Origin of the sequence: Mycobacterium sp. 852002-51152_SCH6134967, from assembly GCF_001667105.1 — a bacterium.
Classification (GTDB): Bacteria; Actinomycetota; Actinomycetes; order Mycobacteriales; family Mycobacteriaceae; genus Mycobacterium; species Mycobacterium neumannii_A.
On sequence record NZ_LZIK01000024.1, the window covers coordinates 27,603 to 49,099 of the forward strand.

Genomic DNA, 21,497 nt, shown 5'->3' on the forward strand with positions numbered 1-21,497 from the left:
GCGATTGGTCCGCCAGCCTTACTCGCAGGCCAATTCCAGTCGTTCGAGGCGGCGCACGAGGAGGCTTGGCAGCCACCGCCCAATCTCAGCTACTTCGATCTTCGACGTCCGTTCAAGGAGTTGACCAAGCACGATCCGGGCCTCCAATCGAGCGAGCGCCGCCCCGACGCAGAAGTGCGCACCCTTGCCGAATGTGATGTGGTTCTTGCCGGCTGGCCGGTCGAGTCGGAATTCGTCGGGATCATCGAAGTGCGAAGGATCGCGGTTGGCCGCTCCCCATAACAGTAGGAGGCGCGAATGCGCAGGAAGTTCGACACCACACAGTGTGGTGTCGGTGACGACGTGACGATAGTGGCCCCGAAACGGCGGCTCGTATCTCAATACCTCTTCCAGGAACGCGCCCAGGAACTCCGGGTGAGCACGCACTTGCTCTTGGATATCAGGACGGGTCGCCAAAACCCAAGCCGCGGAGCCGATTAACGATGCCGTGGATTCACCTCCCGCGCTGAACAAGATGATCATCATCGCCTGCGCGGTCAGCTCTTCCAGCTCACCCGATGCACACGCGATGGCCAGGTCGCCGAGCAAGTTGTCCTGCGGGTCGGCGGCAGCATGCCGAAACTGATCGGTGATGTAGGCCGCGAGTTCCATCACGGCGATGCCAGCGGCGGCGAGTTGATCTTGGCTGACAAGCCCTTCCACCACCTGCGTCGCTGAATAGCCCCATCGCACGAGGTTGTCGACGTCGGCGTCCGGGACACCGATGATGCGACCCACAACCATCATGGGCAGGCGATTCGCCATGGCGCTCATCCATTCGATGCGCCCATTTCGCACATTGGCATTCCAGAGCTGCTCGGCTGTTTCAGCGATGAACGGCTCGAAGGCAGCGATACGTTTGGCCGCCAACTGCGGCAGCAACGCTTTCCTGTGCACCGCATGCGCGGGCTCGTCGGCGGTGGCCAACACATGGCTCTTTCCGCCCAATCCCTCCATCTCGAAGATCCCGACCTCGCCACCAGGCTGATACGTCATCGTCGCGGTCAAATTCGACGAGAAGTCTTCGGGTCGAGCGATCGCGTCGTTGACCGCATCCCAGCTGCACACCGCGTAGAACCCAGAATCGCCGATCTGATGCACCGGCGCCGTGGACAACATCCGCCGGTAGAGAGCGGAAGGGTCCTGTACGCAATCATCGTCGAACAACTCGATGCCAAGCCGCGTCATGTTTCCACGTTGATCGCAGTCGTCTGCCCACGTCAATCGTCTGCGCACAAGATGAGACCCGTGCTCGGCCCCCCGCGCGGCATCCGTCGCAAGCTGCACTCGCTACCTGCAACGACGTGAGAATCAGCGGCGATTTTGTCTCAGCCTTGAGACGATTAGCATTCTCGATTCGAGGAGGTCAGTGTGGTCCGAGACGATTGGCTCCTTGGAGGCGAGCGCCGTACGGCAGCAGCAGACCGTATCTATGCCGCGGCGACCGACCTCGTCTTGCGGGACGGCCTAGACGGCTTCGACATTGATGCCTTGGCCGCCCGAGTGCACTGTTCGCGGGCGACCATCTACCGCTACGCCGGAGGCAAAGCCCAGATCCGCGACGCCGTGCTACTCCGCCTAGCGGCCCACATCGTCGACTCGGTGCGACGCGCCGTGAACAACTTGAGTGGCGCGGAACGAGTGGTGACGGCGATAACGGTCGCACTCGACCACCTGCGATCAGACCCGATGCGCCAGATGATGATTGGGTTGAGCGCCGGTCGCGATCTGACAGGACTCCCTTCTTCGCCGGTGCTGGGCCGTCTCGCCGCAGATCTCGCCGGCATCACGGACGACGACCCCCAGGCGGCCCAATGGATCGTCCGCGTTGTCATGTCGCTGGCGGTCTGGCCAATCGGGGACACCGAGGTGGAGCACCAGATGGTGGAGCGCTTCGTCGCACCAGCATTCGACTGACGAGTCTAATCGGCACGGTCAACGACGGGCACCCACCACCGACCCAACCGCGACGCCTTGATGGATCTGTGCCGCGTGCTCGATCCGAGCTGCTGCACGAAGCAATCGAGACCGCTGTCACGCAACGCTTTTACACTGCTCAGCCGTCGTCCGTCGTGTTCTGCACCGTCGAGCGCAGATCACCCCGTGCGTTCGCGCCACCCGGGCCACCGGAAGTGCGGCCGTTTCTGATCGTCCCGCGATCTCGGCCGAACCTTCAGATGGGCAGGCTCGTGCCGGTTTCCTTCTCGGCGAACTCCCAGAGCCTTCTGGCGTCGTCGTAATCGCACGCGACCGCGCCGCGACCGCTCAGCGTCGGCCCACCCTTCAGCCCGTACCGGCTGTCGATGCCGACATAGCTGCCGGGCGGGATCGGCTCGGTGATGCAGTACAACGTCGGAGCGGCGCCCGCGTCGAGATCGTTGGCGAGCACCCGCGCCACCGTCTTGACCACCCCGTGAAACGCGGCCATGACTGGCTTCTCCGAGACGTTCGACAGGTTGGACGCCACCCAGCCGGGATGCGTGAGGAAGCTGCTGATCGGCGAATCGGCCTCACGCAGCCGGCGGTCGAGCTGCAGCCCCCACAACATCACGGCCAGCTTCGAGCGGGCGTAGGCCGGGAACGCCGACCATTTGCTGGAGCGCAGATGCGGGTCGGCGAGGTTCATGCTGGCCGACTTGTGGGCATCGGAGCCCACGTTGATGATCTTCGACCGCACGCGCCCGAAGAGCAGGTTGGTCAACGCGAACGGTCCCAGCAAGTTGGTGGCGAGTGTGGTTTCGAACCCGTCCACGGTTTCGCCTCGGTTCTGCGCGACGAGGCCCGCGTTGTTGATGAGGATGTCGACGTCGCCGTCGAGCAGGTCGGGGAAGGCGCGCACCGACGACTGGTCGGCCAGGTCGAGTTTGACCACCGTCGTGTCGCCGCCCATCTCGGCGGCCCGCTGCGCACCCAACTCGAGGTTGCGCACCGCGAGGATTACATGTGCGCCCGCGCCGACCAGCGCCCGCGCGGTCGCCAGGCCGACGCCGTTGGTGGCCCCCGTGACGATGATCCGGTTTCCGCTCAGATTGCCGAGCCGGCTCGGCGACCAATTCGTAGCCACCGCATGAGGTTAGCGACGGCCCCTGCGCGCGTGAACGTTGACACGACACATCGGTGCTGGTTGTCTTCTCGCCGATGAGCGACTCCGCCCGCGAGATCGAGAATCTCGTCTACACCTACGCCGAGCGGATCGACGCCGGCGATTTCGACGGTGTCGGCGCACTGTTCACGCACGGCCGGATCCACGGCGTCGAGAACGGGCCGCCGGAAACGGTTTTCGAGGGCGCAACCCGGGTGCGGCAGATGTTCGAGATGGCCGTGCGCCTCTACGACGACGGCACTCCCAAGACCAAGCACCTCACTACCAACGTGGCGGTGCACGTTGACGAAGACGCCGGGACGGGCCACGGCAGCGCCTACTACTGCGTCACGCAGTCCACACCCGAACTACCCCTGCAGGTCATCGTGACCGGCCGTTACCGCGACACCTTTCACCGCGTCGACGGCACCTGGTGGTTCGACAGTCGCACCATGTTCATCGACCAGGTCGGCGACACCAGCCACCACCTGAAGTTCTAGGCGGGGACGCCCCGGGCTACCTCCACCACTTCCAGGGCTTGTCCCAGTGTCCTGGCGGCGGCACGCCGGGGATGTGGGCGATATGCCCCGGTGGCACCTTCGGGACATGGACATGCACTACCGGCGGTCCCGGAATGTGGACATGGCCGGGTCCTGGCGGATCCCAGCGCCAGTCGTCGGCGGCGGCCTGGCTCGCACCGAGGCCGGCAGAGGCGACTCCCAGCGCACCGGCCAACACGGCTCCGGCCGCAAACCTCTTGAATCCTGTCATCGTCATCGTGATTTCCTTTCGGCGATCTGCCCCCGCCGCTGCTATGGACGCTCGGTATTGCTGTCCAACGCGACGCGACCCTCACGACTTCCCCGACGGCTCCATCCTGCCACTGCGGTGGGTACGACCGCCAACCGCCCTACGGCGCGAATTCGTTGACGACCTCGGCAATTTTGCGCACCTGGTCGACGTCCGAACTCGTTGGGATCAGATGAATTTCGTCGGTGCCGATGTCCTCGAACCGGCGCAAGACGTCGAGCAGTTCCCGTTCGGTGCCCGCCCAACCGGTCATGGGCGCCATCGCATCGACCACGTCGGCGGGAATCCAGTTCATGTAGCGCCGCAGATGCCGATGCACCTGCTCGCGCGGTTGGTCGCCCTCACCGATCGCGAACCAGAACGACGTCGCCAGGTGCGGTGCAGGCTTGCCGGCCTCGGCCCAGGCGCCGCGCGCGACGTCGAACAGTTCGTTCTGCCGGTCGACGTCCAGATCGAGCGTCGTGCCAGCCAGCCCGTCGGCCCACTGCGCGGCGCTGCGCACGGTCTTCGGCCCGATCGTGCCGACCAACAGTCTCGGACCGCCGGACTGCACCGGCGCCGGGCCGACCGGCAGGACGGATTCGGTGACCTTCTCCCCCGCCCAGACCCTGCGCATCACCGCGACGCGATCGGCCATGCCCCGCATGGTCTGGCCGGCCGGGTCCGCGCCGACCGCACGGTAATCCTCTTCCCTACCGCCGACGCCGAGACCGACCGTCAACCGCCCGCCGCACAGCAGGTCGCCGGTAGCCAGCGCCTTGGCCAGCATCACGGGGTCGTGCAGTTGAGGGACCACCACGGTGGTCACCAGGCGGACCCGATCGGTCCACGCGGCGACCGCGCCGAGCAGCGTCAGCGAGTGCGGGTTGTCGAACGCGATGCGCTCGCCCCAGCACAGCGACGAGAAGGGTCCGCCGTCGATTACCCGAGCCCACGTCCGGAGCGTCTCGGCATCAAGGTCTGCTTCCATGACAGGCAGCGTCATCCCGATTTGCACGACGGCGATTCTGGCACGGCTGGCAGCATGGGGGCATGGCGATCACCACCGCGTCCGTCGCGCACATCCGGCTGACCGTGACCGACATCGAGCGGTCGCGCCAGTTCTACGAGGCCGTGTTCGGCTGGAGCGTGTACATGGAGCTTCCAGAGGGCGCCGACGTGGCAACCCGCCAGGCGCTCAGCTTCCTGTACGGCGGCGTCATCTACGACCTCGGTGGTGTGCTGGTGGGCCTGCGACCGGCGGCGGCGGGCACCGACACGTTCGACGAGAACCGCCCGGGCCTCGACCATGTCGCGTTCCGGTTGACCAACAAGAGCGAGCTCGACTCCGCGGAAGGCCATCTCGACGCTCTCGGCGTCGCGCACGAACCGATCAAGGACATCGGCCCGATGTACATCCTGGAGTTCCGCGACCCGGACAACATCGCGCTGGAGTTGACCGCCCCGAAGTGACCGGTCAGGCGAGTCCGCGCATGATGTCGGCCACCGAACCCGGCCTTGCCTCGCCGAAACCGGTGCCCGCCCACACGTTCACCCCGTGCGGATCGCCCGCCCGCACGGCCGCGGCCCGCAGCGGGCTGGTCAGGTAGTGCACCTCGGGGTATCCCAACGGCGCCTCGTCTTCGTGGTCGTCGACGAAGCGGTTGCGCAGGCCGCGTGCGTAACGACCCGAGAACGCCTTTGTCACAACGGTTTCAGTGAAGGCGCGGTCCTGCAACGTCGCACGGTGTACGGGGCTGCTGCCAGCTTCGTCGGCGAGCAGAAACGCGGTGCCGAGTTGTGCGGCCACCGCGCCTGCGCGCCGCACCCCCGCGACGTCCTGGGCGGTCATCAGACCGCCCGCCGCGACGACGGGCACCTCGACGTTGGCGATCACCGAAGCCAGCAGTTCGTCCAGCGGGACCTCTGACGGCCGCGCGGTCGGGTCGAACGTGCCGCGATGGCCACCCGCCCCGGGGCCCTGCACGGCGACCGCATCCACGCCGCGGGCCACCGCCTGCTGCGCTTCGGCGAGCGTGGTCACGGTGCCGACCGTGGTGATGCCGGCCGCGCGCAACCGCTGTATCTCCTCGGCGCTGGGCAGGCCGAACGTAAAAGACGCCACCGCGGGCTTGAGGTCGAGCAAGACGTCGATCTTGGCCGCCCAGGCGTCGTCGTCGAACCGTGGCTCACCGAGCGTGGCGCCATAGCGTTCGGCGTCGCGGGTGAGCGCCTGCGCATAACGCGCGATCGTCTCGAGATCGGCGGCGCTGGGCTGCGATGCGAACAGGTTCGCGCCGACCGGGCCGGTTGTCAGCCGCTGTGTGGCACTGAGGCGTTCGCCGAACACCTCGGCGGTCAGGTAACCGGCGGCGACGAAACCCAAGCCGCCCGCATTGGTTCCCGCGGCGGCGAGTTGCGGCGTGGAGGGGCCGCCCGCCATCGGGGCCACGATGACGGGATGTTCAAGGTCCCTGAAGTCGAACGTCACGGGTCCATCGTGCATCGTTGTCGGCGCGCCACCGCGGTGGTTGACTGAATCGGTATGGCCATCACGTTCAACCACACCATCGTGGCCTCGAAAGACCGCGAGGAATCGGCCCGGTTCTTCACCGAGTTGTTCGGGTTGCCCCCTGCCAGGGAGTTCGGTCACTTTCTGGTCGTGGACCTGGCGCACGACGCCAGCCTCGATTACGCCCAGGTCGGCCCGGACGAGGACATCCGTCCGCAGCACTACGCATTCCTGGTGTCCGAGGACGAGTTCTCCGACATCTACGACCGCGTCCTGGCGCGGGACCTGCAGCACTGGGCAGATCCGCGGGGCATGCGCCCGGGCGAGATCAACCACAACGACGGCGGTCGCGGTGTCTACTTCCAGGACCCGGCTGGCCACTATCTCGAGATCATCACCCGGCCCTACGGTTCCGGCGCGACCTGATGCGCCAACGACGCTAGTTCAGCGAGTGTCCCCGCTTGGTCTCCTGATCACGGTAGTCGTCGGCGAGCTTGCGGACGTGCTTGGGCAGCGCATCGGCGGCCACGTCGGCGATGCTCGTCTGCTCGAGCACCGATCGCATGCTTGCGCGCAGTGCACGCCAGACATCGGTCAGCGGCGTCGTCGGGCCCGTATAGGGCAGATCTCCCAGTCCGATGTCACGAACGCTGGCCAGCGGACCGTCGATGCAGCGCAGCACGTCGGCGATGCTGATGTCTCTCGCCGGGCGGGCCAACTCGTAGCCGCCTTCGCGGCCGCGGTGGCTGCGCACGAGTCGATCGGTGCGCAGGGCGGACAGGATGTCGACGAGGAACTGCGGAGGAATGCCCTGCGCCTTGGCCAGGTCGTCGGTGGTGACGAGGACACCGTCGTCGGCGGTGGCCAGTTGCACCATCGCGCGGACGGCGTACTCCGCTTTGGCCGACATACGCATTTGAAGGATTCTGCCACTGACCGCGTGCACGACCCGGTTGGTACGTTCGGCAGCTATGGCGGGTGAGGGTTGGCGGACACTGGTCGACGGGATGCGCACGGGCGGGGAGACGCTGGCTGAGTTCACCGAAGGGCTCGACCCGAGCGAACAGGCCGACGGCCAGCGGGCACTCTCGCGGGCCCTCAACAATCTGCTGGGCCGCCTCGAAGTCGACCGCGATCGTCCGGAACTGGTGCCCTTCAACGGGTGGCGGGAGAAGTTCTTCATGGACAATCCCGACTTCCGGTATTGGATCACCGACATTCGCGACGACCGGACCTACCGAATCTCGGGCAACGTCGGAGACTCGGTGTACCAGTCGATCACGGTGTACAGCGGGACCGGTGTCGCCGACGCGGCAGCGGTAGCACGCCTTCAGACCGGCGACCTGGAGATCGATTCCGACGGGAAGTTCACCGCCACGCTGGCGGACCTGCCGCCGGGGTCGTCGTCGGTGTGGGTGCGCTATGCGCACAACAGCTCGGATCCGGCAAGCCCCGGCTGGTGCCACATCGAGGTGCTCGACGCCGACGACACACCCCCTTCCCCCACTGATCTGGACCGCGCGCTCTCGCGGCTGGGCACCGTGATCGCCAACGTGCCCAAGGTTTTCGAACTGTCGACAGCCGCCGACTTGAAAGCACCGAACGCCGTGCGACACTGGTCGGCGATGGCCGGGGGCGCGGCGTTCACCGAGCCGGGCATCCACTACGTTCGCGGCGCGTGGCAGTTGGCCGGCGGTGAGGCGTTGGTGCTCGAAGGCTCGGTACCGGCGTGCCGGCACTGGAACATCGTGCTGTACAACCGCTTCCTCAACTCCCTGGACCACCGTCACCGCACCGTCACCCGTACCGCGGCCTCGACCACCCTGACCGACCGCAGGTTTCGGTTCGTGCTCGCGGCGGAGAACCCGGGTGCCGACGGCTACGACTGGCTCGACACCGAGGGCCGGCCCTTCGGGCTGTTCGTCCTGCGGTTCCTCCACCCCGTCGGAGAACCGGAACTACCCGCCGCGCGCCGGATCCGGCTGGAGGAGTTGCGATGACGTGGCGGCCGCCGCGGCGCACCGAAGTGGCCGAGCAGATCTACACCGAGGCCGCCAAGGACCGGGCCGAGAATCCGCACCGCTACCGGTTCGACGCACAACGTGTGGTCGAACGGGCATGCCGCCGTGGCGAATACACCCCTGAGCAATTCGCGCCCGGATGGGCCGACGGGTTGGACGCCTTCCTGGGCTCGGCCGAGCAGGACGGCAGGCTCAACGCGGTCGGCATCCGGATGGCGCTGCAGTCGGCGACCGGAAGGCTGCTCGCGGGTGCGCGGATTGCGCAGTGCCGTGCTGCGCGGCGCGATCTGTGCGACGTCGCGTTGCCCCCGCCGATCGTGATCATCGGCGGGTGGCGCACCGGCACGACGTTTCTGTTCCGCCTGCTGGGCACCGACCCTCGTCTGCACGCACCGCTGCCTGCCGAATTGGTATCGCCCTGGCTGTTCATCGACCCCGACCGTCCCGACCCCGCCGAGGTGAGCGCGACGGCCAGCCAACTGCTGCATACGCTCAACCCGGACATGGCGATCGTGCATCCGTCCGGCCCGTCGCTGCCCGAGGATTGCGTGCTTGCGATGGGCACCGACCTGCGCAACTGGGGCTTCACGTCGATGATGCGGCTGCCAGGCTACGCCGAATGGCTTGCCGCGCAGGACTTCACCGAGCCCTACGCGCGCTACCGCGAAGCACTGCAACTGCTGGCCCGCCACGACGACCGTCGATTCGTGCTCAAGGCTCCCGCGCACACCGCCGAGTTGGACCACCTGATCGAGACGTTTCCGGGGTTGGTGGTTGTGCAGATCCACCGCGACATCGTGGCGACGCTGACCTCGGGCGCAAGCCTGTTCGCGGTGTACCGCAGCACCTACAGCGACGATGTCGACGCGTTCGAGGTGGGCCGCCAGCAGGTCACGCAGAGCGAGCTGTGGTTCCGGCGTGCCCTCCAGGTGCGCGACCGGACGCCGACGCATGCGGCGACCTTCGTCGACATCGACTATCGCGACCTGGTGTCATCACCGAAAACGGCGCTGCAGCATGTCTATTCAGCCGCCGGAATGGCTCCGCCCGAGGATCTCGACGCATTGGTCGATGAGTACAACCGCGCCAATCCCCGCGACGCGAAGGGCCAACACAGGTACACCCCGGAGGAGTTCGGTCTGGTTCCCGAGCAGATCCGGGAACGATTCACGTTCCTGGACTAGGGCCTCGGGCTGGGTTTTCGGGCTAGTCGGCCGCGGTGACCCGCAGCACCGCGTCGGCCAGTTCGGGCCGGCACACCACCAAGTCGGGCAGTAGCGGATCGCGGCGGTTGTAGGACAGCGGCGAGCCGTCGATTCGTGAGGTGTGCAGCCCGGCGGCGCGGGCGACGGCGACCGGGGCTGCCGAGTCCCACTCGTACTGGCCTCCCGCATGAACATAGACATCCGAGCGTCCCTGCACGACGGAGGCGACCTTCGCTCCGGCCGAACCCATTTCGACCAGCGTGCCACCCAGCGCGTCGCGCACCGCGAGCGCGATGGCCGGAGGCCGCGTGCGCGACACAACGATTCGCGGCGTCTCGGGTTGCGGAGGGGGCGGCGTGACCGTCGGGGTGGCCAGCGTCATGCCCTGCGCCGGGAGCGCGACGGCCCCGGCCACCAGCTCTCCTGCCTGCCAAAGGGCAACGTGCACCGCCCAGTCGTCGCGTCCGAGTTCGGAGAACTCCCGGGTACCGTCGAGGGGGTCGACGATCCAGACACGTTCGGCGGTCAGGCGCACCGGGTCGTCGGCGCCCTCCTCCGACAGCACCGCGTCGTCTGGCCGCTCCGTCGCCAGCGCTTCGGTCAGGAAATCGTGGGAGCGTTTGTCTCCGGCGGCCTTTCGCTCAGCGGCGGTCGCGTCGGCGAGCTCGTCCCGGACGTCGAGCAGAAGCTTTCCGGCCGCTGTGGCCAGCCGGGCGGCGAGATCGTGATCGCTCACTGCCGACTTTCCAGTAGCTCGATCACCATCTGAGCCAGGTCCTCGGGATCGCGTTCGGGTGTCAGGCGCAGGTCAGGATTTTTCGGCCGCTGGTAAGGGCTGTCGATGCCGGTGAAGTGAGTGATCTCACCAGCACGGGCCTTGGCGTACAAGCCCTTTGGATCGCGTCGCTCACAGTCCTCCAGCGGGGTGTCGCAGAACACCTCGAAGAAGTCGAGCCCGGCCTCGGTGGTCACCTTTCGGGCAAGGGCCCGGTGCTCCTCGAGTGGGCTGATCGCGGGCACCAGCACCACCTGTCCGGAGTCGGCGAGGATGGCCGCGACGTGGGCCAGCCTGCGTTGATTCTCGGCGCGGTCGGCCATCGAGAAACCGAGGTCGGCGTTGAGGCCGTGACGCAGGTTGTCGCCGTCGAGAACATAGGCGGGAACGCCCTTTCCGATCAGCTTCTGCTCGACGAGCATCGCCACCGACGACTTGCCGGAGCCCGACAGGCCGGTGAACCACACGGTCCTGCCCTTGCTCAGCCGGTCCTCGGCCTTGCACAGCGACTCGTGCCGGACGGTGTTGGGGCTCGAGGTGCGGGCGGTCACCTGTGGAAGGATCATGCCGGCGGCGACCGTGCCGTTGGTGTTCGGGTCGATCAGGATAAACGAGCCGGTGGTCGCGTTGCGGCTGTACTCGTCGAGCAGCAGCGGCTGTTGTGTGCGCAGCGAGATGCGGCCCAGCTCATTGAGTTTGAGCGCGGTGACGTCCTTGTCCCGGTGCAGCGTGTTGACGTCGAGGCGGTAGTCCAGCGCCGTGACCCGCGTCCGCGTGGTGCGGGTGGTGTGCTTGATGACGTAGTCGCGGCCGGGTTCCAGCGCGGAGCCATCGGCCATCCAGCAGACGGTGGCATCGAACTCCTGCGCCACCCGCGGCTGGTTGTTCGGACGTGCGATGAGATCGCCGCGCGAGATGTCGATGTCGTCGGTGAGGCTGATCGCCACAGCCATCGGAGGAAACGCCTCATCGATCGGGCCGCTGGGCCCCTCGATCGCCGCGATTCGTGACGTCAGGCCCGCGGGAAGCACGACGACCTCGTCGCCGACCTTCATCACGCCGCCGGCGACGGTGCCCGCATAGCTGCGGTGGTCGTGATGTTCCAGGGATTGCGGGCGGATCACGTACTGAACCGGGAATCGCACGTCGACGAGGTTGCGGTCGCCGGCGATGTAGACCTCTTCGAGGTGGTTCAGCAGCGGCGGACCCTCGTACCACGGGGTGTTGTCGGATTTGGTGACGACGTTGTCGCCGTTGAGTGCCGACAGTGGGATCGTCGTCACGTCGTGGATGTCCAAGCGGGCGGCGAAGTCATGAAAGTCGTCGCGGATCTTCTCGAAACGTTCTCTGTCCCAATCGATCAGGTCCATCTTGTTCACCGCGAGCACGATGTGCCGAATGCCGAGCAGCGATGCGAGGAACGCGTGGCGCCGCGACTGCTCGAGCAGGCCGTGGCGCGCGTCGACCAGGACGATCGCCAATTGCGCGGTGGACGTACCGGTCACCATGTTGCGGGTGTACTGGATGTGGCCCGGGGTGTCGGCGATGATGAATTTGCGCTTGGGCGTTGCGAAGTAACGGTAGGCGACGTCGATCGTGATGCCCTGCTCACGCTCGGCCCGCAGGCCGTCGGTCACCAGCGCCAGGTCGGTGTAGTCGTGACCGCGTTCCTTGGAAGTCCGCTCGACAGAGGCCAGTTGGTCTTCCATGACGGCCTTGGAGTCGAACAGCAGCCGTCCGATGAGGGTCGACTTGCCGTCGTCGACGGAACCCGCGGTGGCGATCCGCAGCAGCGTCGCGGCGAGCCGGGCGGTGGGCCGCTCGGTGGTGCGAGTCATCAGAAGTAGCCCTCTCGCTTACGGTCTTCCATACCGGCCTCGGAGATGCGGTCGTCGGCTCGGGTGGCGCCGCGTTCGGTGAGCCGCGACACCGCCGTCTCGGCGATGACCTCGGAAACCGTTGCGGCGTGCGACTCCACGCAGCCGGTGCAGGTGACGTCGCCGACGGTGCGGAACCGGACGGTCTTCTCGACGATCTCCTCGCCCTTGCGGGGCTGCAGGTACTTGTGCACGGCCAGCAGCATGCCGTCGCGCTCGAACACCTTGCGGCGGTGGGCGTAGTAGATCGACGGCAGCTTGATCTTCTCGGCGCCGATGTAGGACCAGATGTCGAATTCGGTCCAGTTCGACAGCGGGAACACGCGGATGTGCTCGCCCTTGTGGTGGCGGCCGTTGTAGAGGTTCCACAGCTCGGGCCGCTGGGCCTTCGGATCCCATTGGCCGAACTCGTCGCGGAAGGAGAACACCCGCTCCTTGGCGCGTGCCTTCTCCTCGTCGCGTCGGGCGCCGCCGAACGCAGCGTCGAACTTGTTCTCGCGGATCGCGCGCAACAGGGTCACCGTCTGCAGCGGGTTGCGCGACGGGATCGTCTCGACCACGCGGCCGGCGTCGATGTCGTCTTGCACCTTGGCTACGACCAGCCGAACACCGAACTCCTCGACGAGCTCATCGCGGGTCTGCAGCACCTCGTCGAAGTTGTGTCCGGTGTCGACGTGCATGACCGGGAACGGCAGCCGGCCCGGGCGGAACGCCTTGAGCGCCAGATGCAGCATCACGATGGAGTCTTTGCCGCCGGAGAACAGCAGCACCGGCCGCTCGAACTCGGCGGCGACCTCACGGATGATGTGGATGGCTTCGGCTTCCAGGGACCGCAGATGGCTGAGCTCGTAGCGCCCCGCGTTGAGCTGTTCGCTCGTGGTCGTCATCATTTCCTCGTAAAGTTGGTAGGAATGACCATATTTACGATCATTACCCGATATTAGACACCGCTGCCGCCCGGAGTGTCAACGCGACCGGTCGGTGCCCCGCTTCCCTTTCGTGCCTCCCCCCGCACCTCCCCTTCGTGGCGCGAGCGTGCGTGTTTGCCCAGGACACGCCGCTAAAATTCGACAGTTTGGCCGCGCTCAAGGGGCCGCGAGCGTGCGCTCAACGCTTACCCGCGAGGTAATTGCTTCGACACGCCCAGTGCCGATACTCGACCCATGACCACCACTTCCCCGCGGACGGGTGCCGATGTCATGGCGCAGTTCATCCCGCAGTCCCCGTTCGTCGCGAAACTCGGCATCGTCGCCGAGCGACTCGACGGCGACGCGATCCGGTTGCGACTGCCGTGGGATGAGTCGAACGTGACCGTCGGCGACATGGTGCACGGCGGCGCGATTGCGGCGTTGGCGGACGTCGCGGTGATGGCCGCGGCGTGGTCGCAAGCCGAGGTGCCGGAGTCACTGCGCGGGGTCACCACGTCGATGTCGATGCAGTTCCTGGCGCCCGCTCGCGCCTGTGACCTGGTCGCCATCGGGCGGGTGCTGCGACGAGGCAAGACGTTGGTGAACTGCGAGGTCGACGTCGTGACCGTCGACGGCGATGCCGTGGCGAAGGCGATCGCGACCTACAAGGTCGGTTAGCGGTCACTCGCGAGCGGTGAGCGACCGCAAAATGCCGGAATTTGGCGGCGTGTTGGCGTACAGACACGGTCGCTCGCGGCAGTGAAAAAAGGGGCTACGGGGTGACTTCGGTGAGTCGGCCGGTCGCTACGTCGAAGATGAACCCGCGCAGCGACTCATGCTTGGTGACGAACGGGCTCGCCTCGATCCGTCGCAGTGACTGCCGCACGTCCACTTCGAGGTCGATGAACGACTCGGCCGCCCACTCGGGCTTGATGCCGATCTCGTCCTGGATCTGCTGTTTGAAACCGTCGTCGGTGAAGGTCAGCATGCCGCAGTCGGTGTGGTGGATCAGGATGATCTCTTTAGTGCCGAGCAGCCGCTGGCTGATGGCCAGCGAGCGGATCTCGTCGTCGGTGATGACGCCGCCGGCGTTGCGGATGACGTGGGCCTCACCGTCGCCCAGACCGAGAATCCGGTAGACGTCGAGACGGGCATCCATGCACGCCACCACCGCGACGTGCTTGCTCGGCGGCAGCGGCAGCGGACCGGAGAACGTCTTCGCGTACTCCTCGTTGTTCTTCAGATATTCGTCGGTCACAGACATCCGTCGACCATATAACCGCGCCCCCGAGAAGAGGCCCAAGAAAATCAGGCCGATCGAATGAAGTAGCAGATCACCGGCTGGGCAAGGTCACCACGAAGCGGGTGTCGCCGGGGGCGCTGACCACCTCGATGGTGCCGCGGTGGGCCTTGACGACGGCGGCCACGATCGCCAACCCGAGGCCGGTCCCCCCGTCGCGACGAGACCGTGACGAGTCGCCGCGAGCGAACCTCTCGAAGATCTCGGGCTGCAGCCACCCGGGGATTCCAGGGCCGTCGTCGGCGACGGTCAACACCGCCGACCCGTCGCCGGCCACGCGCAAAGAGGTCGTCACCGACGTGCCGGGCGGAGTGTGCGTACGCGCGTTGGCAAGCAGGTTCGCCAGCACCTGATGCAGGCGCGCCTGATCGCCGACCACGACTACGGGCTCCTCGGGCAGATCGAGCTGCCACCGATGGTCCGGCCCGGCGACGTGGGCGTCGCTGACCGCGTCGAGGATCAACCGGGAAAGATCCACCGACTCGCTCTGTAGCGGGCGCCCTGTGTCGAGTCTCGTCAGTAGCAGCATGTCTTCGACCAGTTCGGTCATGCGCCGCGTCTCGGACTCCACTCGGTTCATCGCGTGGGCGACGTCATCGGGGACGTCATCGCGTTTGCGTTGCGCCAGTTCGGTATAGCCGCGGATGGCGGCCAGCGGCGTGCGGAGCTCGTGGCTGGCGTCCGCGACGAACTGGCGCACGCGTGTCTCGCTGGCGTGCCGCGCCGACAACGCCGACGCGATCCGGTCCAGCATCCGGTTCAGCGCGGAGCCCAACTGTCCGACCTCGGTATGTTCGCCGGCCGGGTCGACTTTCACGATCGGCGTCGGTAGTCGTACTTCGCCGCGGTCGAGCTCGAGATCGGCGACCTGGCGTGCCGCATCGGAAACCCTTGCCAACGGCGCGAGTTGGCGGCGGATGATCACGACGCCTGCCGTCGTCCCGCCGATCAACGCGGTCGCCCCGACCACGCAGAAGATGATCGCGACGGTGAACAACGTGTCGTCGACGTCGGAGGTGGGCAGCCCGATCACGATCGTGTCGCCGCGTCGGGGCGAATGCATTGCGACCACCCGGTAGCGGCCGAGCCCGTCGAGGTCGATGGTGGTCGGCGAGTCGGGCACCACGCGCGCGAGTTGTTGTGCTGCGGCCGTGCTGATCTGGCTGCGGGTGCCGTCTGCTTTGATCACGCCGGCGTCGACCGGCGTGTCGCCCGACACGACCGCGCCGACGGTGCGGGCTGCCTGCCCCGGCGCGTTGAGAAACGCGGGCCCCGGCCCGAGATCGTCTCGGATCATCATGCGATGACGAAAACCCGGTCGTGGCAATCCCGGCGGCCCCGGAGGCGGGCCGAACTCGAACAGGCCGGCCGAACGTCGAGTCGTCTCGGCCAAACGCCCATCGAGTTGGTTGACCAGAAAGTGTTGCAGCGCAAGGACGGTCCCCATCCCGACCGACGCGCACACCAGTGCAAGCAACACGATTTGCGAAGCGAGCAGCCGAGCGCGCAACGACCACGTCCGCGGCCAGCGGATCCGCGTCGACGGCCCGTCAGCGCGCGGGCTTGAGGACATACCCGGCACCGCGCAGGGTGTGGATCATCGGCGCTCGCCCGTTGTCGATCTTCTTCCTCAGGTACGAGACGTACAACTCGACGACGTTCGAGCGGCCGCCGAAGTCGTAACTCCATACGCGATCGAGGATCTGCGCCTTGCTCAGCACGCGTTTGGGATTGCGCATCATGAACCGCAGCAACTCGAATTCGGTCGCGGTCAAGGTGATCAGCTCACCGCCGCGCGTCACCTCGTGGCTGTCCTCGTCGAGCACCAGGTCACCGACGACGATCTTCGCGCCGTCCGGTTCTGTGGCCACACCGGTGCGCCTCAGCAGCCCGCGTAGGCGCAGGACCACTTCCTCGATGCTGAACGGTTTGGTGACGTAATCATCGCCGCCTGCGGTCAACCCGGCGATGCGATCCTCCACCGAATCCTTGGCGGTCAACAGCAGCAGCGGTAACCCGGGAATCTGCTCGCGCAGTCTGCGCAGCACGTCGAGGCCGCTCATATCCGGCAGCATCACGTCGAGCACCACGACGTCGGGCGCGGTCTGGCGCGCCGAGGCGATGGCCGAAGCCCCGTCGGCGGCGGTCGTGATGGTCCAGCCCTCGTAGCGCAGGGCCATCGACATCAGCTCGGCGAGTACCGGTTCGTCGTCGACAACCAGTACGTGGATCGGTGTGCCGTCGGCGCGACGCATGACGACTCGGCCTGAGTCCTGCTCGCTCACGCCGGGGGTCGCCACCGCTCCATTATCGCGGCCCCCATGAGTGGCGGCTGTGCGCTTCCTTTGTGCCGGCTGTGAAACCGCCCGGTTCGGTTAGCCGGTCGGCGCCGGTTCGGCGGTCACCGGCGGCGTGGCCACCGACGTCGTGGGGGTCTCGGGAGCCTTGCTATCGGTAACCGTCTCACCGGTCGTGATCTCCGACGTCGTCACCGGTCCCGGGGTCACGGGTGGTTCGTCGTCCTGGGCGGCCGTGGTGGACGCGACCGAGAAGGCCGCCATCGCGAGCAGGGCACTGGTCCCGACCGCTGCCGAGAACAACTTGACCTGTTTCGTGTTCACTTCGATCTCCGTTTGGTCCGGTGGGGCGCGATCGCTGTCGCGGCCCTTCTAACAGCGCAAACAGGGTTTCGTCGTCGAACCCTTAGGTGGTGGATAACCGAACGGAAGCCCGACGAAACGGGCCGGTCACACCGCCCCACGTGTTGGGCGGCCGCTCACCTCTTCACGGCAAACGGCGCAGGGCCCTTGATGGTCGGCTCCGCCCTGCCCACGCCGGGCGCCTCGGACGGTGTGGTCTGAGTGTCCGTTGCGCCGACGGTCATCCTCGGAATCGCGATCGAAGTCGGGTCGGACGTTTGGTCGACCGCCGTGCCGAGCGCCGTCAACGCGACGATCGCGCCGCCGCCGAGAACCGCAGAAATAGTTTTGACGTGAATTGTTCGTCGCTTCCCGTCACGACCCACTTGAGTCACTCCATTCGTGGTTACCCAGTCGCCCCGTCGGCGCGGCCACCGGTGAAACTCAGTTGCGCATTCACTGAACAGGGCGTTCCTGCGAGCGTGCTGGACCCTGGGTGCGTATTCGCCAAATCGCGCAGCTTGCCGCGCTCCACGGCCCGCATACCGGCCATCGCGGCAGTCATCTCCTAACCTGAGCGCATGCAGCCGACCGACGGACGCTCCGCATGACGCGGTTCTTGGCGCGCCGACTGCTCAATTACGTCGTGCTGCTGGCACTGGCCTCGTTCCTCGTCTTCCTGCTCGCGTCGTGGCAGTTCGATCCCCTCGACAGCCTGGAGAGCCGCAACCCGCGCCCGCCACAGAGCGTCATCGACGCCAAACGCGTCGAACTCAATCTCGACAAGCCGGTGCTCGAGCAGTACGCCCACTGGGTATCGGGCGCCATCCGCGGCGACTTCGGTGTGACCATCGGCGGGCAGCCGGTCACCGACGAGCTGTGGCGACGGGTGGGTGTCAGCCTCCGCCTGTTGGTGATCGGCTCGGTCGTCGGGACGGTGATCGGCGTGGCCGCCGGGGCGTGGGGCGCCATCAGGCAGTACCGGCTCAGCGACCGCGTCGTGACGGTGCTGTCCCTTCTGGTGATCAGCACGCCGACCTTCGTTCTGGCCAACCTCTTCATCCTGGCCGCGCTGGGCGTGAACAACGTGCTCGGCGTCCGGATCTTCGAATACACCGGCGAGACTTCGCCCTTCCCCATCGAGGGGGCGTGGAACCAGTTCGTCGACCGATTGCAGCACCTGGTGCTGCCCAGCATGACGCTCGCCATCTCCTCGATCGCGATCTACAGCCGCTACCAACGCAACGCGATGCTCGATGTCCTCGGTCAGGACTTCATCCGCACCGCGCGGGCCAAGGGCCTGACGCGGCGGCGCGCGCTCGTCAGGCACGGCCTGCGCACCGCGCTGATCCCGATGGCGACGTTGTTCGCCTACAGCGTCGCGGGTTTGGTGACCGGTGCGGTGTTCATCGAGAAGATCTTCGGCTGGTACGGAATCGGGGAATGGATCGTCACCGGCATCGGCAACCAGGACATCAACATCGTCGCGGCGATCACCGTGCTGTCCGGCGCGATGATCCTGTTGGCCGGCTTGCTCTCCGACGTGGTCTACGCCGCGCTCGATCCGAGGGTGCGGGCGTCATGACCGAACCCGCCACCACACAGAAGTCGACTACCGCGCAATCCGGCGTCTCGGAGGGCTTCGCGTCGCGACGAACGCTGGTGTTCCGCCGGTTCCTGCGCAACAAGCCGGCCGTCATCTCCCTGGTGCTGTTGGTGGTCATGTTCATCGGGTGCTACGCATTGCCGCCCCTGTTGCCCTACAGCTACAACGACCTCGACTACTTCGCGCTGCAGCAGCCGCCCAGCCCCGAGCACTGGTTCGGCACCAACGCGCTGGGACAGGACCTCTTCGCCCAGACGCTGCGCGGGATGCAGAAGTCGATGCTGATCGGTGTCTGTGTCGCGTTCATCTCGACGATCATCGCGGCGACTGTCGGCACGATCTCGGGGTACTTCGCCGACTGGCGAGACCCCGCCCTGATGTGGCTGGTCGACTTGATGCTGGTGGTGCCGAGCTTCCTGCTGATCTCAATCGTGGTGCAGCGCACCAAAGGTGACATCATCTGGATGATCGTGCTGCTGTCGTTGTTCAGCTGGATGATCAGTTCCCGGATCGTCCGTGGCATGACGATGAGCCTTCGCGACCGCGAATTCGTCGCGGCCGCACGCTATATGGGTGTCAGCAACTGGCGGATCATCATCCGCCACATCTTGCCCAACGTCGCGTCGATCATCATCATCGACACGGCGCTCAACGTCGGTGTGGCAGTGCTGGCCGAAACAGGACTGAGCTTCCTGGGTTTCGGCATCCAGCCGCCCGATGTGTCGCTCGGCACGCTGATCGCCGACGGGACGAAGTCGGCGACGACGTTCCCCTGGCTGTTTCTGTTCCCCGGCGGTGTACTGGTCCTGATCATCCTGTGCGCCAACCTCGTCGGCGATGGCCTGCGGGACGCGCTCGATCCGGGTGCGCGTCAGCTGCGGAGGCGCAAGCGATGAGCCTGCTCGAGGTCCGCGACCTCACCGTCGAGTTCCCCACGGACTCGGTACCGGTGGAAGCGGTGCGCGGCATGAACTTCGACGTCGGCAAGGGCGAGGTCGTGGCGCTGGTCGGCGAATCCGGGGCGGGCAAGTCGGCCAGCGCGATGGCCGTCGTCGGGCTGCTGCCCGAGTACGCCGAGGTGTCGGGTTCCATCCGCCTGCACGGCGACGAGTTGATCGGCCTTTCCGACCAGCGGATGTCGGCGATCCGCGGCAAGGCCATCGGCACGGTGTTCCAGGACCCGATGTCGGCGCTCACCCCCGTCTACACCGTCGGCGACCAGATCGCCGAGGCGATCGGGATCCACCAGCGCGGCATCGGTCGGCAGGACGCCAGGAAGCGCGCGGTCGAACTGCTCGAGCTGGTCGGCATCGCTCAGCCCGACCGACGGGCCAAGTCGTTCCCGCATGAGTTGTCCGGCGGTGAACGCCAGCGGGTCGTGATCGCCATCGCCATCGCCAACGATCCCGACCTGATCATCTGCGACGAGCCGACGACCGCTCTGGACGTCACGGTGCAGGCGCAGATCCTCGAAGTGCTGAAGACCGCCCGCGATGTGACCGGCGCCGGCGTCCTGATCATCACCCATGACCTGGGGGTGGTCGCCGAATTCGCCGACCGCGCGCTGGTGATGTACGCGGGGCGTGCGGTCGAGGTGGCCGGCGTCGATCAGCTCTACCGCGACCGCCGCATGCCCTACACCGTCGGGCTGCTGGGCTCCGTGCCGCGCCTCGACGCAGCACAAGGCGCGCGCCTGATCCCCATCCCGGGGGCACCGCCGTCGATGGCCGCGCTGCCGCCCGGGTGCCCGTTCGCCCCGCGTTGTCCGCTTGCGATCGACGACTGCCGCGCGGCCGAGCCCGAGCTGCTGCCGATGGACTCCGGGTCGGGCCATTTCGCCGCGTGCATCCGCACCGAACACGTCGTCGGCCGCAGCGCCGCCGAGATCTACGGCGTGTCCACGGCCCCGCCCGACACACCGTCTTCGGCCGAGCCGCCGGTGGTGCTGCGCGTCGATGATCTGGTCAAGACCTACAAGCTGACCAAGGGCGTGGTGTTTCGCCGCCAGGTCGGTGAGGTGCGCGCCGTCGACGGCATCAGCTTCGCACTGCACCAGGGTCGCACGCTGGGCATCGTCGGAGAGTCCGGATCGGGCAAGTCGACAACCTTGCACCAGATCCTGGCGCTGACCGCCCCGGAAGGCGGCTCTATCGAGGTGCTCGGCAAGGATGTGGCCTCACTCGACCGGCGGGCCCGCCGGGAGCTGCGAGGGGACCTGCAGGTGGTGTTCCAGGACCCGGTGGCCTCGTTGGACCCGCGGCTGCCGGTGTTCGAAGTGCTCGCCGAACCGTTGCAGGCCAACGGTTTCGACAAGCGCCGGCGCGACGAACGGATCGGCGAGCTGCTCGGCATCGTCGGGTTGCAACGTGAAGACGCCACCCGGTATCCGGCCGAGTTCTCCGGCGGGCAGAAGCAGCGCATCGGCATTGCGCGGGCGCTCGCGCTACAGCCGAAGATCCTCGCGCTCGACGAGCCGGTGTCGGCCCTGGACGTCTCGATCCAGGCCGGCATCATCAACCTGCTGTTGGATCTGCAGCAGCGGTTCGCGCTGTCCTATCTGTTCGTCTCCCACGACCTCTCGGTGGTGCGGCACCTGGCCCACCGGGTGGCGGTGATGTACAAGGGCACCGTGGTCGAGCAGGGCGACGGTGACCAGGTGTTCACCGACCCACAGCACGACTACACCCGGCGGTTGCTGGCCGCGGTGCCGCGACCGCAGGTGAATCGCCGCTAAAGTCGGACCG

22 protein-coding genes and 1 pseudogene are annotated in these 21,497 nt (G+C 66.7%); 10 read left to right on the plus strand and 13 right to left on the minus strand.

The window, feature by feature from the left end; genetic code table 11:
• Positions 1 to 18 precede the first annotated feature (18 nt).
• Positions 19 to 1,227: a cytochrome P450 gene (locus A5790_RS07840; RefSeq protein WP_066842477.1), complete on the minus strand. Its 1,209-nt coding sequence runs from the start codon at positions 1,225 to 1,227 to the stop codon at positions 19 to 21.
• Positions 1,228 to 1,410: 183 nt separating this feature from the next.
• Between A5790_RS07840 and A5790_RS07845 the strand changes: the two genes are divergently transcribed.
• Positions 1,411 to 1,956 (plus strand): TetR/AcrR family transcriptional regulator, encoded by a 546-nt coding sequence (locus A5790_RS07845; RefSeq protein WP_066842479.1) that lies wholly within the window; start codon positions 1,411 to 1,413, stop codon positions 1,954 to 1,956.
• Between the two features lie 256 nt (positions 1,957 to 2,212).
• Here A5790_RS07845 and A5790_RS07850 read toward each other — a convergent pair whose 3' ends face one another.
• The gene (locus A5790_RS07850) at positions 2,213 to 3,103 is read right to left on the minus strand and encodes an SDR family NAD(P)-dependent oxidoreductase (protein ID WP_066842481.1); all 891 of its coding nucleotides are present in this window, start codon (positions 3,101 to 3,103) and stop codon (positions 2,213 to 2,215) included.
• Between the two features lie 74 nt (positions 3,104 to 3,177).
• Here A5790_RS07850 and A5790_RS07855 point away from each other — a divergent pair, with 74 nt between their 5' ends.
• The gene (locus tag A5790_RS07855) at positions 3,178 to 3,621 is read left to right on the plus strand and encodes a nuclear transport factor 2 family protein (protein ID WP_066842569.1); all 444 of its coding nucleotides are present in this window, start codon (positions 3,178 to 3,180) and stop codon (positions 3,619 to 3,621) included.
• Positions 3,622 to 3,637: 16 nt separating this feature from the next.
• Here A5790_RS07855 and A5790_RS25380 read toward each other — a convergent pair whose 3' ends face one another.
• Complete coding sequence (locus A5790_RS25380; protein WP_231987641.1) at positions 3,638 to 3,898, minus strand: hypothetical protein; 261 nt, start codon at positions 3,896 to 3,898, stop codon at positions 3,638 to 3,640.
• A gap of 133 nt (positions 3,899 to 4,031) precedes the next feature.
• Positions 4,032 to 4,916: an LLM class flavin-dependent oxidoreductase gene (locus A5790_RS07860; protein WP_066842483.1), complete on the minus strand. Its 885-nt coding sequence runs from the start codon at positions 4,914 to 4,916 to the stop codon at positions 4,032 to 4,034.
• 47 nt (positions 4,917 to 4,963) lie between these two features.
• Here A5790_RS07860 and A5790_RS07865 point away from each other — a divergent pair, with 47 nt between their 5' ends.
• Positions 4,964 to 5,383, plus strand: coding sequence for a VOC family protein (locus A5790_RS07865; RefSeq protein WP_066842485.1), 420 nt, complete (start codon positions 4,964 to 4,966; stop codon positions 5,381 to 5,383).
• Positions 5,384 to 5,387: 4 nt separating this feature from the next.
• On the opposite strand, the gene A5790_RS07870 is transcribed toward A5790_RS07865, so the two are convergent.
• Entirely contained in the window at positions 5,388 to 6,401 is a 1,014-nt protein-coding gene (locus A5790_RS07870; protein ID WP_197696736.1) for a nitronate monooxygenase, read from the minus strand.
• 54 nt (positions 6,402 to 6,455) lie between these two features.
• On the opposite strand from A5790_RS07870, the gene A5790_RS07875 reads away from it, so the two are divergent.
• Positions 6,456 to 6,848 carry a VOC family protein gene (locus A5790_RS07875; RefSeq protein WP_066842489.1) on the plus strand — a complete coding sequence of 131 codons (393 nt, stop codon included), beginning with the start codon at positions 6,456 to 6,458 and terminating at the stop codon, positions 6,846 to 6,848.
• 13 nt (positions 6,849 to 6,861) lie between these two features.
• On the opposite strand, the gene A5790_RS07880 is transcribed toward A5790_RS07875, so the two are convergent.
• The gene (locus A5790_RS07880) at positions 6,862 to 7,338 is read right to left on the minus strand and encodes an RrF2 family transcriptional regulator (RefSeq protein ID WP_066842491.1); all 477 of its coding nucleotides are present in this window, start codon (positions 7,336 to 7,338) and stop codon (positions 6,862 to 6,864) included.
• A gap of 55 nt (positions 7,339 to 7,393) precedes the next feature.
• On the opposite strand from A5790_RS07880, the gene A5790_RS07885 reads away from it, so the two are divergent.
• Positions 7,394 to 8,422, plus strand: coding sequence for a DUF1214 domain-containing protein (locus A5790_RS07885; protein WP_066842494.1), 1,029 nt, complete (start codon positions 7,394 to 7,396; stop codon positions 8,420 to 8,422).
• Positions 8,419 to 9,627: a sulfotransferase gene (locus tag A5790_RS07890; RefSeq protein ID WP_066842496.1), complete on the plus strand. Its 1,209-nt coding sequence runs from the start codon at positions 8,419 to 8,421 to the stop codon at positions 9,625 to 9,627. The genes A5790_RS07885 and A5790_RS07890 overlap by 4 nt, the downstream gene beginning before the upstream one ends.
• 22 nt (positions 9,628 to 9,649) lie before the next feature.
• Here A5790_RS07890 and A5790_RS07895 read toward each other — a convergent pair whose 3' ends face one another.
• The 3 genes and pseudogenes from A5790_RS07895 to cysD form a co-directional block, all read right to left on the minus strand.
• On the minus strand, positions 9,650 to 10,384 hold the full coding sequence (locus A5790_RS07895) for a 3'(2'),5'-bisphosphate nucleotidase CysQ (protein ID WP_066842498.1): 735 nt from the start codon (positions 10,382 to 10,384) through the stop codon (positions 9,650 to 9,652).
• Positions 10,381 to 12,261, minus strand: a complete 1,881-nt coding sequence (cysN, locus tag A5790_RS07900) for a sulfate adenylyltransferase subunit CysN (RefSeq protein WP_066842500.1) — start codon at positions 12,259 to 12,261, stop codon at positions 10,381 to 10,383. Before cysN ends, A5790_RS07895 begins: the two co-directional genes overlap by 4 nt.
• Positions 12,261 to 13,231: pseudogene (gene cysD / locus A5790_RS07905) on the minus strand (sulfate adenylyltransferase subunit CysD). Before cysD ends, cysN begins: the two are co-directional and overlap by 1 nt.
• A 232-nt stretch (positions 13,232 to 13,463) precedes the next feature.
• On the opposite strand from cysD, the gene A5790_RS07910 reads away from it, so the two are divergent.
• The gene (locus A5790_RS07910) at positions 13,464 to 13,886 is read left to right on the plus strand and encodes a PaaI family thioesterase (RefSeq protein ID WP_066842502.1); all 423 of its coding nucleotides are present in this window, start codon (positions 13,464 to 13,466) and stop codon (positions 13,884 to 13,886) included.
• A 94-nt stretch (positions 13,887 to 13,980) separates the two neighbouring features.
• Here the strand turns inward: A5790_RS07910 and A5790_RS07915 are convergent, their stop codons facing one another.
• From A5790_RS07915 to A5790_RS07930, 4 genes are all read right to left on the minus strand, one after another.
• On the minus strand, positions 13,981 to 14,472 hold the full coding sequence (locus A5790_RS07915) for a carbonic anhydrase (protein ID WP_064347063.1): 492 nt from the start codon (positions 14,470 to 14,472) through the stop codon (positions 13,981 to 13,983).
• A gap of 70 nt (positions 14,473 to 14,542) precedes the next feature.
• Positions 14,543 to 16,081: a HAMP domain-containing sensor histidine kinase gene (locus A5790_RS07920; protein WP_066842574.1), complete on the minus strand. Its 1,539-nt coding sequence runs from the start codon at positions 16,079 to 16,081 to the stop codon at positions 14,543 to 14,545.
• The gene (locus tag A5790_RS07925; RefSeq protein WP_066842504.1) at positions 16,059 to 16,763 is read right to left on the minus strand and encodes a response regulator transcription factor; all 705 of its coding nucleotides are present in this window, start codon (positions 16,761 to 16,763) and stop codon (positions 16,059 to 16,061) included. Before A5790_RS07925 ends, A5790_RS07920 begins: the two co-directional genes overlap by 23 nt.
• Before the next feature lie 120 nt (positions 16,764 to 16,883).
• Positions 16,884 to 17,129 (minus strand): hypothetical protein, encoded by a 246-nt coding sequence (locus A5790_RS07930; protein WP_066842506.1) that lies wholly within the window; start codon positions 17,127 to 17,129, stop codon positions 16,884 to 16,886.
• 625 nt (positions 17,130 to 17,754) lie between these two features.
• On the opposite strand from A5790_RS07930, the gene A5790_RS07940 reads away from it, so the two are divergent.
• Genes A5790_RS07940 through A5790_RS07950 form a run of 3 tightly spaced genes read left to right on the plus strand, consistent with a single transcriptional unit; the run spans position 17,755 to position 21,487 of the window.
• Complete coding sequence (locus tag A5790_RS07940) at positions 17,755 to 18,732, plus strand: ABC transporter permease (protein WP_066842508.1); 978 nt, start codon at positions 17,755 to 17,757, stop codon at positions 18,730 to 18,732.
• A complete protein-coding gene (locus A5790_RS07945; protein WP_066842510.1) occupies positions 18,729 to 19,649 on the plus strand; it encodes an ABC transporter permease in 921 nt (306 codons plus the stop codon). Before A5790_RS07940 ends, A5790_RS07945 begins: the two co-directional genes overlap by 4 nt.
• On the plus strand, positions 19,646 to 21,487 hold the full coding sequence (locus tag A5790_RS07950; RefSeq protein WP_066842512.1) for an ABC transporter ATP-binding protein: 1,842 nt from the start codon (positions 19,646 to 19,648) through the stop codon (positions 21,485 to 21,487). Before A5790_RS07945 ends, A5790_RS07950 begins: the two co-directional genes overlap by 4 nt.
• The last annotated feature ends 10 nt before the right edge of the window (positions 21,488 to 21,497 follow it).